Origin of the sequence: Xenorhabdus bharatensis (assembly GCF_037996705.1) — a bacterium.
Taxonomy (GTDB): domain Bacteria; phylum Pseudomonadota; class Gammaproteobacteria; order Enterobacterales; family Enterobacteriaceae; genus Xenorhabdus; species Xenorhabdus bharatensis.
Genome location: NZ_JBBMXG010000003.1, coordinates 284,331 through 295,716 on the forward strand (window position 1 = coordinate 284,331; position 11,386 = coordinate 295,716).

10 protein-coding genes and 2 pseudogenes are annotated in these 11,386 nt (G+C 38.6%); 5 read left to right on the forward strand and 7 right to left on the reverse strand.

Features of this window, described 5'->3' with window-relative positions; all coding sequences use genetic code 11:
• Positions 1-359: 359 nt before the first annotated feature.
• Both AAC855_RS04820 and AAC855_RS04825 read right to left on the reverse strand, forming a co-directional pair.
• Positions 360-1,054, reverse strand: a pseudogene (locus AAC855_RS04820) (IS1 family transposase).
• 81 nt (positions 1,055-1,135) lie between these two features.
• Positions 1,136-2,023 (reverse strand): LysR substrate-binding domain-containing protein, encoded by an 888-nt coding sequence (locus AAC855_RS04825; RefSeq protein WP_340608491.1) that lies wholly within the window; start codon positions 2,021-2,023, stop codon positions 1,136-1,138.
• A gap of 115 nt (positions 2,024-2,138) precedes the next feature.
• On the opposite strand from AAC855_RS04825, the gene AAC855_RS04830 reads away from it, so the two are divergent.
• Positions 2,139-2,813: an FMN-dependent NADH-azoreductase gene (locus AAC855_RS04830; protein ID WP_340608492.1), complete on the forward strand. Its 675-nt coding sequence runs from the start codon at positions 2,139-2,141 to the stop codon at positions 2,811-2,813.
• A gap of 205 nt (positions 2,814-3,018) precedes the next feature.
• Here AAC855_RS04830 and AAC855_RS04835 read toward each other — a convergent pair whose 3' ends face one another.
• From AAC855_RS04835 to AAC855_RS04845, 3 genes are all read right to left on the reverse strand, one after another.
• On the reverse strand, positions 3,019-4,227 hold the full coding sequence (locus AAC855_RS04835) for an MFS transporter (RefSeq protein WP_340608493.1): 1,209 nt from the start codon (positions 4,225-4,227) through the stop codon (positions 3,019-3,021).
• A 57-nt stretch (positions 4,228-4,284) separates the two neighbouring features.
• A complete protein-coding gene (locus AAC855_RS04840) occupies positions 4,285-5,160 on the reverse strand; it encodes an NAD(P)-dependent oxidoreductase (protein ID WP_340608494.1) in 876 nt (291 codons plus the stop codon).
• Between the two features lie 142 nt (positions 5,161-5,302).
• Entirely contained in the window at positions 5,303-5,890 is a 588-nt protein-coding gene (locus AAC855_RS04845; RefSeq protein WP_340608495.1) for a TetR/AcrR family transcriptional regulator, read from the reverse strand.
• Positions 5,891-6,260: 370 nt separating this feature from the next.
• Between AAC855_RS04845 and AAC855_RS04850 the strand changes: the two genes are divergently transcribed.
• Positions 6,261-7,040 (forward strand): lysoplasmalogenase, encoded by a 780-nt coding sequence (locus AAC855_RS04850; protein WP_340608496.1) that lies wholly within the window; start codon positions 6,261-6,263, stop codon positions 7,038-7,040.
• Complete coding sequence (locus AAC855_RS04855) at positions 7,037-8,440, forward strand: coniferyl aldehyde dehydrogenase (protein ID WP_340608497.1); 1,404 nt, start codon at positions 7,037-7,039, stop codon at positions 8,438-8,440. The genes AAC855_RS04850 and AAC855_RS04855 overlap by 4 nt, the downstream gene beginning before the upstream one ends.
• Positions 8,441-8,492: 52 nt before the next feature.
• Here the strand turns inward: AAC855_RS04855 and AAC855_RS21585 are convergent.
• Positions 8,493-8,663, reverse strand: a pseudogene (locus tag AAC855_RS21585) (IS3 family transposase); the annotation flags it as partial.
• Between the two features lie 76 nt (positions 8,664-8,739).
• Between AAC855_RS21585 and AAC855_RS04860 the strand changes: the two are divergent.
• Both AAC855_RS04860 and AAC855_RS04865 read left to right on the forward strand, forming a co-directional pair.
• Positions 8,740-9,438, forward strand: a complete 699-nt coding sequence (locus AAC855_RS04860; RefSeq protein WP_340608498.1) for an alpha/beta fold hydrolase — start codon at positions 8,740-8,742, stop codon at positions 9,436-9,438.
• Between the two features lie 226 nt (positions 9,439-9,664).
• Positions 9,665-10,462, forward strand: coding sequence for a BPSS1780 family membrane protein (locus AAC855_RS04865; RefSeq protein ID WP_340608499.1), 798 nt, complete (start codon positions 9,665-9,667; stop codon positions 10,460-10,462).
• Between the two features lie 61 nt (positions 10,463-10,523).
• On the opposite strand, the gene AAC855_RS04870 is transcribed toward AAC855_RS04865, so the two are convergent.
• Entirely contained in the window at positions 10,524-11,021 is a 498-nt protein-coding gene (locus AAC855_RS04870) for a hypothetical protein (RefSeq protein WP_340608500.1), read from the reverse strand.
• Positions 11,022-11,386: the final 365 nt, after the last annotated feature.

Below are 11,386 nucleotides of genomic sequence, written 5' to 3' on the forward strand. Positions count from 1 at the left end.
TCACGCAATTAATAACATTAATGAGATTTAAATAATTAAAGAATATATTTATGTGACGCATATCTAGCTTTCAATCTTAACTAATTAATGGATCCAATTTTAAATATTTACCTTAGGATGTTATTAGTATGAGTTAAATTAAGAAAAAAATAATCATCTAAAATTATAAAACCTATGTTCAATAATAAAACAAACGTTTAAATAAACTAATTTCATAAATTAAGAGTGTGTTTAAATAAATTAATCTCATAAATTAAGAGGGCGTTCAGAATTCTGTGTCACGTTAATTTAGCGGTTACAACGTTCTCACATTATCCAAACGCCCTTCAAAGATCATATATTTAATCTGTTGATTTGTATTAAATATAGTATTCACTTTTAATGAAAGTGCCGATGATTTTATCATGTATTTCCGGCGACTTAGAATAACCCACCGTTTTACGATTGAGCCGCTTAAGTCAGTTGCGCAATGTCAAATTCTCCCGCTCAATACGTTGAGTGAAAGTTTTTCCAACAAGATGCTGGCTTTTTAGTAATAGATTGTAAACCTTGAAATTATCTGTACATCAGAAAATAACATTGAACGATGCGAGCTTGTTGAGCAGTTTCTTGAGTGTTTTTTTGCTTCTCGCTCCAAATGTATGAGCAATGATACGCCTCAGACGAGGCTCTCAGGCATACCACAACCAGCGTTGACATTTTTTATTTCCGATAAATGACCCCATTTCGTCAACTTCACAAATGAGCTGAACTTCGACTTTATCCAACGGGAGTGTCGTTACGCATTGTGGCTAGAGTTTTTTAACGTGCGGACAACAGCATTGATGCTGATATGTAGCGTCCGGGTAGCATTACGAATGCCAGCGTTGTTCATGACCAGATCAACGACTTGTTCTTTTATTCCGGCTTGATAAGCGCGATAAAAATAATCGAGCTGAAAAGTACGATGACAGGATAAACAACGATAATGTTGGTGCCCGCCTTTGCCAATACCCTATTTTTTAATGTCCTTCGTCTGGTGACAAAATCGACATTTTACTTCTACTGTGGCCATACTGGCTATCTCGCAAAATAGGCATTTTAGATGAAGAACAACGCCTTGAATACATGGCCCAATTCTGCTATTTCATAATATTCATCGAGTCTGATGAGCGATGCATAATAACCAATCTTCCACAATAGTAGCAGCCTCGGATGCTGGATCCTGATTGCTTTTAAGAATATGGTAAGCCATCCCCTTTAGAGAAGGTTCGGCAACAATCTGCAATACCCCTAGCCTTAGTTCTTCCTCGATTAATAATAAGCTCAACAATCCCACTCCCTGACCTGCGATAGTTGCTTGTATAGCATGACTTTCCTCGTAATACCGAATACCGGTGGACAAATCAGATGATTTAAGCCCAGTAGCTTGAGCCCAAGCACTCCATGTTAGATCTATCGGTAAAGTACGATGCCAATCGAAATGAATTAAAGGCCATTGTGAAATATCTTGATTTATTGTCTTAAGGAGTGTTGGGTTAGCGACAGGTGCAAAATGATCCTCAAGAAGCAATGTACCGACTGCACCTGCGTGCTGACCAAAACCATACCTAATCGCCAAATCTACTGTACCGGAATTGAGATCTACAGGCGTGTTGGATGTATGAATATGTAGATCAATGTCAGGATGTGCCTCCTGAAACAATGATAGTCGAGGGATAAGCCATTTGGTGGCAAATGCAGGTGTCGTAGATAACATGACTGATTGCCGACGCGGTTTTTGTATATGTTTAATAGCTGTAGAGATAGTTTCGAAACCACTATGCACCGCAGTAAATAGTGTAAGTCCATTTGGTGTTAATTCAACCGCTCGTACTTTGCGTAAGAATAAAGAACATTCGAGATACTCTTCCAAGACCCGAATTCGGTGGCTTATCGCCGTCGCAGTGACAGATAATTCCTCAGCTGCCCTTTTGAAACTCCGCAAACGCGCTGCGGCTTCAAAGGCACGAAGTGATGTCAGAGAAGGGAGTCGTCTAATCATATATAAGTGATATTATATCATCTATTAGTTGAAAATAGATCGTTTGTCAGCCATTACAATTGAGTGGAAACTAGTGATACTTGAATAAATATCATTTGTAAAGGCTTAAACTCACATGACCACACTATTACACATTGATGCAAGTGCACGCGATGGACGTTCTGACAAAACTTCTCACGGATCGCATACTCGTCGCTTGAGCGCTCGTTTCGTACAACAATGGCTGAGCTTACATCCCGAAACGAAAGTGCTTTACCGAGATGTGGGTCAAAAAGCACCACCGCCAGTCACTGGTAAATGGATACATGCAGCTTTCACTCCAGAGCATGCCCGTGAGGACTGGATGAAAGAAGAACTTCGAATGAGTGATGTATTGATCGACGAAGTGTTATGTGCTGATCTCATTGTAGCTGGCATCCCGATGTATAACTTTGGGCCTCCCGCACAATTCAAGGCATATATTGACAATATCGTGCGAGTAGGACGTACATTCGGATTTGATCGGAACCGAAGTGGCGAACCTTATTGGCCACTGTTAGCAAATTCAGGAAAACGTTTGGTGATTCTTTCCTCGCGTGGTGATTATGGGTATCAGCAGGATGGTCGCCTCGCTAGTCATAATCACGTAGAAACATCAGTACGCACTGCTTTTGCGTACATTGGTGTGACTGATGTTCATGAAGCCGCCATTGAGTATGACGAATTTGCAGACTATAGACTGGCAGATTCGATCAAACTGGCAGAAGGTCTTGTAGATAACCTCGTTTCGATGTTAGGAAATCGTGTTTAACTTTGGCTTTGATGTTTTTTATTAGCCAAATATCTATCTCCAAGGGATAGTAGCCAATCCCAGTATTCACTCAGTTAAATATCTAGTCCGGCGATGCTTTAAGTATACAGAGCACCGCCGTTATTTCAGATATAATGGAGAACGACACCGCCTAAGTTAGTCCACAATTTACGTTCATTTTCCTAATGTTAATATAGTGTTAGTCTTAACCCCGAGGGCCGGGTTTAAATCCATAAGACTTAGCCTGAAAAACGACTAAAATACTCAATATTGCCAAGGCAAACATAGTGACTGAAAATGATGAAGGTCCTATCTGTTGAAGTAATCCTCCTCCGATTAATCCTCCACTAGCAACAGCAAGATTAAAAACAGTTACCAACATCGATTGGGCAACATCTGCACCATCACCAGCAACATCAGCGATTGCTGTCTGTAATAATGTTGGAGCACCGCCAAAAGTTATGCCCCACAGCATAATACCTAAAAGAGCTATCCAGACGTGATTACTTCCTGCAATAAGGAAAATAGCGGCACAAGCGAAACCAGTCAGACTAAGCATTGTCAGTAATCGTAGTGCTTTATCGACCCAAACACCGGTGATCCAAATTCCCAAGATTGATGAAATACCAAACAATAGCAAAACCATGTCTACACGATTTCCGAGACCAACTGACGCCAGATAGGGATAACTAAATGTATAAAAAATATTATGCGCCAGTATCCACAAAAAGATAACCCACAATACCGGACGAATACCGGGAAGAAAGAATATTTCCCTCACTGACTGCTGTCTATTGGATTTTTGACCTGAAAATTTTGGGAGCGCTGTACTCACCCAACCTAATAATATTAATGTAAGTGCTGACATAACCCAAAACACGCCCCGCCAATCAAGTAGATCTCCTAACCATGTACCCAGAGGAACTCCGAAGCAAAGGGCAATAGGTTGCCCCACTCCTACGATAGCCAATGCCCTACCCTGAAGGCGTTCTGGCACCATATATCTAGCATATCCCGCAAGCACTCCCCAAATAATTCCGGCCGACATCCCAGCAATTAAACGTGATACCAATATAACCGCATAACTGGAAGATAGTGCTGTAAGAGAGTTGAATATAAGCAACCCACCAATTGCCAACAAAAATAGCGGTTTTCTCGACCAGCTACGAGTGGCAGCAACAATAGGTATCGCAGCAATTACCGAGCCCAGCGCATATACAGAAATCAGCTGTCCGGCAAGGGACTCAGAAATTTGAAGGTTATGGCTGATTTGTGGTAACAACCCTGCAGGCATTATTTCAGTCATAATCGTGATAAAACCCGTTAAGGTGAAAGCCAGAAGTTTGAGTATGGGAATCCTTTCTGCATTACCCAAAATCTTTGTCGGTACATGATAGCCAAGTGAATTTTTCATTATTTCCTCTTATCAGACTCTTTTATCATTACTTGTATGTCTTACGTAGAGTAATAATTACTTGGCAAAATAAGTTGCGATCATATCTTTATGACCATAGCCCACTTTTTGTGCTCGTTTGAAGCGCTTGAGTCCAGCTTCAACGCCATCAACTTTCACATCAGCTCGTTTAGAAGCATCAATAACTAACTCTGCATCCTTTATCGCATTATCCAAAGAAAAGCTAGTCTCATAATTTCCAGACATTATTGCAGCAGACTTAATCTGGAAGAACATATTATCCATGGGGCCATCTTTGAGCACATCAATAACAAGTGATGGATTTACTCCCATAGCTTCTGCAATAGATAAACTTTCGGCGATCCCATTTGTTAAAGCAAAAACCCAGCTATTTAAAGCAAGTTTAAGCTTACTACTCACACCACTTTGTTCTGAAACCCACACTGTACGTTGACCAATAACATCAAACACGGGCTGAACAAAATCACGATCAAGTAGTGATCCAGAAGCAATAATAATTAATTTACCTTGTTCTGCTGGACCTTTAGTGCCCTGAACTGGCGCATCATAATACTTAAGGCCATTTTCAACAGCGAAGGCTTCAAGTCGTTCATTCGCTGCAATACCAACTGTACTGGCCTGAATCCATATTGTGTCTTTAGATAAACTAGGTAGTGCAAGATTCATAGATTCTAATACTGCATTTCCATCTTTAAGCATGGTTAATATGATATCTGCATCATCAACGGCATCTTCTACTTGTTCATATACTGATATCCCAAATTCTGTTAAGGCCTTTGCTTTCTCATAAGTGCGGTTCCATACGCTGACGCTAAAACCATTCTTTTGTAAATTCCCGGCAATAGCTGCTCCCATAATACCTACACCAAGTACCGTAATTTTTTTAACGCATTTTTGTACTACTTGAGACATAATTTTATCCTTTTGTATATGAGATATTTATTTCACCTGCTTAAATCAGGTGCACTTTTAAAAAAATATATTTTTAAAAACAAATACATATTTTTGACTTATCATTCCAAAACTTTGCAAAATTTTTTGTTTTACAAAATAATTACTTTGCGATTGCGCTCATTGCAACTTCAACGATATCAATGAGTCTTTCAGAGTGATCCGTTCGAGAAGCGCCTTTACTGACAACTCTAATTCCTTGAATTATGCTGACAATAAATCGGGCCAAAGCGATAGGTTTTTTGGTTGGATCGATTTCTCCTATCGCTTGGCCACGAAGAATCAGTGTACTCAGTGCGCGTTCCATCCTACTCAAATTCATAGCGACTAGATCAGCAATACAATTGTCATGTCGGGCCATTTCCAAAGAAGCATTTGCCACCATACACCCTAAGTTTTCAGTATCATTTAGTTCTTCCAAGACTATCTTCATGAGTAATTGCTGAATCAAATCCTTTACCGAACCCTCCTTAGCAAGAAGTTCAACATTACTAGCAGTCATTTCATAATAATGCCGTAGGGAAAATTCATAGAGTCCATGCTTACTACCAAAAGTATTGTACAAACTCCCTCGACCAAGCCCTGTACCTTCAACGAGATCCTGAATACTTGTCCCCGCATATCCCCGTAGCCAAAAAACATGCATTGCCGCTCTAGCTATTACATCAAGATCGAATTCTTTTGGTCTCATAAGATATAAAATCCCCTTTCTGGAACGATTGGTAAAAAACATTATCATTAATTCAACTAATGGGTCAATGCTCTTGTTAAATTTAAAATAATGGTGCAAAGAGAAATTTGCGTAAAAAACAAGAATAATAAAACAGAAACTGTAGTATTTTCACAATATTGAGCATTGCCTAAAGGTATTAGATTAGAGAAACGTGCGTTAATTAAATTAACTAACGTGAGGTAAGAATAATTATTTACTTGTTTACGCTCTATGAAATATTCTGGATATATTCATATACCATCTGACAATGGTAAAAATTAATTGTTAGTACAGATAAAAATTTTCTTATACTGTAAATAAGTAAGAAAGAAACAGTGGGACGAGGCATATGCTATCAAATCATTGCTCTCTTCGGCATCATTTTCATTACAGAATAGGTTTGCTCTATACACTCCTTTCAGTCAGTGCCATCGCTGGTGCTTTACTCAGTTCATCTGTAAATTCATCATGGATGTGGCTCCATTATCTAACTAAGCCCACTGCTACAGCTCTGTTAGTTTTTTGGATTCTGTTGATCCGCACGCCTGTTTCAATTCGTTACCGCAATGCTATTGCTTTCGGGCTTGCATTTGCCGCAGGGGGTGACTTTTTTTTGATGTTACCGCAAGACTATTTTTTGGTTGGTTTATTTTGCTTTCTACTCACTCATTGCGCTTATATTTATGCGCTATGTTGCGATAGCATTTCTATTTCTGATATTAAAAATCACTCTTTCCATTCAAAATTTGTCATTATTCGTACGGTTTTCATTATATTGGCGGTTTTTATCATATTTATAATAATCGCATTATTAATATTTATCGGGCTATTAAATAATCTGCCTGATGACATGAGAGCTCCTGTTGCTATTTATGCTACGATCTTGGCTTTCATGGCTGGGTTAGCGATTAATAGAGCTATTATCTATCCATTTAAAAATCCAATGCCTTTAGCACAACATGCCGCAAATACAGCGGCGATTGGCGGCATTTTTTTTGCTACCAGTGATAGTCTGCTCGCATATAGTCGTTTTTACTTCGAAACGCCATTAAACCCGTTATTAGTACTCAGCACTTATTATATTGCTCAATGGTGTTTTGCCCGCTCAGTGATAAGGCAAAATCAATGACAACACTCATCAACACTCAATTTAATGCTCTGCGTCAGGCATGGGAACAAAATCGACCTGATGAGAAACAACGCCGTGATGATTTGATCTGCCTCCGCGAAAACTTTAAAGCCAGTCTGACTGAAATGGTAGAAGCAATTTCCGGTGATTTCGGTCATCGTTCTAGGTATGAGAGCATAATGGCGGAAGCGGTAATTGTGTTGAATGAGATTGATCTTTGCCTGCGTTCTCTTAAAAAATGGACAAAATCTAAAAGATACAAGGCTGGGTGGCAATTATGGCCGGCGAAGGCTGAAATACGCTATGTGCCCCTTGGCGTTGTTGGTATCATGGCTCCGTGGAACTATCCGGTGAATTTAGTTCTCACACCATTAATAGCCGCGATTGCTGCAGGTAATCATGTTTTTATCAAGCCTTCCGAACATACACCGCACACCAATGCCTATTTAGAAAAATTACTCGGTAAAATTTTTCCTGAAAACCGCGTCAGTATTGCACAAGGCGGAGCAGATATTGCAGTCGATTTTTCTGCCCTCCCCTTTGATCACCTGTTATTCACGGGTTCCAAGGCGAATGGTAAAAAGGTCATGGCAGCTGCCGCACAAAATCTTACCCCTGTTACGCTGGAGCTTGGTGGAAAATCTCCGGCACTGATTGCTCCCGATGCCGATCTGAAAAAGGCGGCTGCCCGAATTATAACAGGTAAGCTTTTCAATTCAGGGCAAACCTGTATAGCACCAGATTACATTTTATTACCGGAAAACATCATTGAACCGTTTATCGCAGAGGCTAAGAAACAAGTATCGCAACGCTATCCCCAACCCAACAACTTTCCAGATTACACAAGTATTATCAATGATAACCAGTATCAGCGTCTTATCAAATTACTTGAAGACGCGATCACCCGTGGCCATCAAACCATTCCACTTATGAATCTCACTGATCAAGAACAAGCATTGAAGCAGCGTATTTTTGCTCCTACGCTAGTTCTGAACCCTGATGATGATAGCGCCATTATGCAGGAAGAAATTTTTGGCCCTCTGATACCAATCAAAACTTACCGTTCTTATGATGAAGCAATCCGCTATATTGCAAACCATGAGCGCCCATTAGCCTTTTATTGTTTTAGTCGAAATAACAAGTACATTGAGACAGCTTTATCGCACATCGTCGCAGGTAATATCTGCATCAATGACACGCTGTATCAATTTGCCTGTACCGGTTTACCCTTCGGTGGCGTAGGCCCAAGCGGTATGGGTCAATATCATGGCTATGAAGGGTTTAAAACTTTCTCCAAGGCCATGCCTATTTTGCGCAAATACGATCCGTCACTGACCGATCTGCTACACCCACCCTATGGTAAATTTGTTAATATGGTTATCCGCATTCTCACTCGGTAAAAGCCTAATTTAGAGACCGCTGATTAAAATTGCGCGTTTTCAGATGTTCTGCTCAAGAAAAATTGGACATTTTTATGAAGGCCATTTCATATTCCACAGAAATTAAACCATGATTAACCATGTGTAATCTCGTTAAATTGTAATAGTGCAGATAATCCAGCACATATTTTTTCATCTCTGCCTGATTTTCATCATAGGTTTTGAAGAGCCAATTATGTTTTAAACTGCCAAAAAACGTTCAACGGCTACGTAATCCTAACCTCAGCGTCGATACTTTCACTATCACACAAGGAAAAAGCATGAATCTATTTTTAGTTCCGGGATTTATGACTGACAAAACATTATGGCAAGAGATGGAACCTGCATTATCTGTGTTGGGTAATATCGTCTATGGTGACATTTCTCTGGGGAAAGATCTCCGAGAAATTGCCCTTCATAATATTGCAATGTCACCAGACCGATTTGTTCTGGTGGGGTTTTCTTTAGGGGGGTACGTGGCTCGTTGGATTGCCAGTTTAGTGCCAGAAAGGATCGAAGCCTTAGTGCTCATTGCCACTTCAAATTTACCAGACAGTGATAGTCAAAAAACAATAAAACTCCGCACAGCAGAAATAGTAAAAAATGGGTTCTTTGGTGGCCTCAGTCTCTCCACTATTCAGGCATCACTTTATGCCAATAATAAAAATAATAGACATGTTATTGAACATATCCGCACTATGAGTCTACGTCTAGGACCAGATGTATTTATTCACCAGTTGAAGTTACAACGCGATAATCCTAATTATTTATCTGATATTCATAATTATCCCGTATTAATCATCGCTTCAGACTGCGATGAACTGAGAACGCTGGCAGATGCGGAATCGTTGCAACATGAATTTCACGGTTCTACATTATGTATTATCGAAAACGCCGGCCATATGCTGCCACTTGAACAGCCTGCTAATTTAGTAAAAACTATCAGTACATGGCTGGAAAAATCTATCAATACATCATAATCGGAGTGTGTAAACTATTTTAACATTACATTCCCGATTTAAAATAATAGCCAAAATAAGATTAATCTCATCTAATAAGTTTAAATCTCAATTTCACCATTACGAATAACTAAAATAATCCTGTTGCATTAACTTAATCATATCAAATAACATTGCATTTCATGGCATAACATTTCACCCCTGCTATAATTTGTTAATTATCATTTAATAAAATTAAGTGAGAAAAATGGATAAGCAAGATATTAATTTAAACTCTGAAAATGAAAATATTTCCCTTGTCAAAGAAAAAGAGGTTTTCATTCGTGAAGCGCAATCCGTAGGCGCGGGAGCTGCAATAACATGGATCGGTGATGCATGGAGAATATTCAAAGAAAAACCATCAAGATGGATACTGATTACATTCATCTATCTCATCATCTTTAGCATACTGATGTATATTCCATTTGTTAATTTATTACTCAGTTTAGTTAATTTTATATTGATTGCCGGCATCAACGCTGCGGCTGAAAAACAGAGAACCACGGGTGATTTGAGAATAGGCATACTCTTTTATGGCTTTAAAGAAAAATTAGGCCCACTGATTGCTATTGGCGTGTTTTATGTATGTATCTATGCCCTTAGCGTCGGAATCGCCGTCCTTATTGGGGGCGATAATATGCTAAACCTGCTTTTATTCCCACAATATGTGAATATTTTAACATATTCTCTTTCCGTTTCCATGTGGTGGGCGCTATTTGTTTTTTTAATTTTAATCCTCATTACTCAGGCATCAACTTACTTCGCTCCGGCATTAATTATCATTAATAATGTGAGACTTAGTGAGGCATTATTAATGAGTTTGAAGGCTGTAAAGAAAAATTTAGTCGGGGGATTTCTATTTTTCGTATTAATGGGGGTTATCATTTTTATATCCGCTCTACCTCTATTCCTAGGGTTAATCATAACTTTCCCTATGTATATTATCACTTATTATACAATGTATCGTAGTATATTTTATTTGAGTGAATATCCGCGGGCACCATAATATTTAACTGTTCAGGGTACTATCACATTTACGCGACAGTACCCTATCTGAGAAATAAACCTTAGTGAAGTGCTTTTTTAACTTCTTTGGTCAACGCATTTACATAAATTTTTGTTTCGTCATTTTGGTAAAAAATAAAGCATGATTTTGTTAGTATTGTGTGCTTAGGAACGAGTAATTTCCGAACATGAACGAACCAAAATGGTGATGTATAACCATGCTCCAGTTTTAATTGAAATGCTTCTTCTAAAGTTACATTAAAAGGCCAATCAAGGTTTGTATATACCACATCTACCATCTCAGCAACTTGTGGCTCTGCAAATTTTCCCGGTGAAATTTCATCAATCCACGCAGCACCGGGATCATAGGGTCTAAGATTGTTAAGTCTAAATACTAGTTTCATTGATTTTAATTCGCTAACATCACATATAAGTTTATTATATAGTTCCGGGTCAGAGGTTCCGGTCATGTGTATTGTCAAAAAAGAAGGATCATAATGAGCATATTGTTTTTTAACTATATCGATCCCTATATTAACGCGTTCATTAAAAGTTAACATATCAATCCTCTTTTATGTTGATTGGAATGTTGTTTGGCAGATTATCATTGTATATTTCAGTTCATTATTTATTACCATCTGATAACGCTCAGATATTTATAGCATAAACACACTATGTCGATTATTATCTTTTTTAATATTCAATATCAGTCGCCACACTTAATCTAATTTACAGGATGATTATATAAAAGATGAGGAACGCGTATTCAATCCGTTGATTTATACGTTAAATAAAAGTAATAGGAAATACAGCAGAAAAAAAATAAAACCCGGTATGAATGGGAAAAAGCAATATTTACCGTTCGTCTCATCATTAAATAATCAGCCACCTGATGTACAGGTGGCTTTGATTGGTAATTATTTAC

What these genes read in the sequence shown, in the direction of transcription:
- AAC855_RS04825 (WP_340608491.1), bottom strand. Translation starts at nt 2,023, where the DNA reads ATGATTAGACGACTCCCTTCTCTGACATCACTTCGTGCCTTTGAAGCC.
- AAC855_RS04830 (WP_340608492.1), top strand. Translation starts at nt 2,139, where the DNA reads ATGACCACACTATTACACATTGATGCAAGTGCACGCGATGGACGTTCT.
- AAC855_RS04835 (WP_340608493.1), bottom strand. Translation starts at nt 4,227, where the DNA reads ATGAAAAATTCACTTGGCTATCATGTACCGACAAAGATTTTGGGTAAT.
- AAC855_RS04840 (WP_340608494.1), bottom strand. Translation starts at nt 5,160, where the DNA reads ATGTCTCAAGTAGTACAAAAATGCGTTAAAAAAATTACGGTACTTGGT.
- AAC855_RS04845 (WP_340608495.1), bottom strand. Translation starts at nt 5,890, where the DNA reads ATGAGACCAAAAGAATTCGATCTTGATGTAATAGCTAGAGCGGCAATG.
- AAC855_RS04850 (WP_340608496.1), top strand. Translation starts at nt 6,261, where the DNA reads ATGCTATCAAATCATTGCTCTCTTCGGCATCATTTTCATTACAGAATA.
- AAC855_RS04855 (WP_340608497.1), top strand. Translation starts at nt 7,037, where the DNA reads ATGACAACACTCATCAACACTCAATTTAATGCTCTGCGTCAGGCATGG.
- AAC855_RS04860 (WP_340608498.1), top strand. Translation starts at nt 8,740, where the DNA reads ATGAATCTATTTTTAGTTCCGGGATTTATGACTGACAAAACATTATGG.
- AAC855_RS04865 (WP_340608499.1), top strand. Translation starts at nt 9,665, where the DNA reads ATGGATAAGCAAGATATTAATTTAAACTCTGAAAATGAAAATATTTCC.
- AAC855_RS04870 (WP_340608500.1), bottom strand. Translation starts at nt 11,021, where the DNA reads ATGTTAACTTTTAATGAACGCGTTAATATAGGGATCGATATAGTTAAA.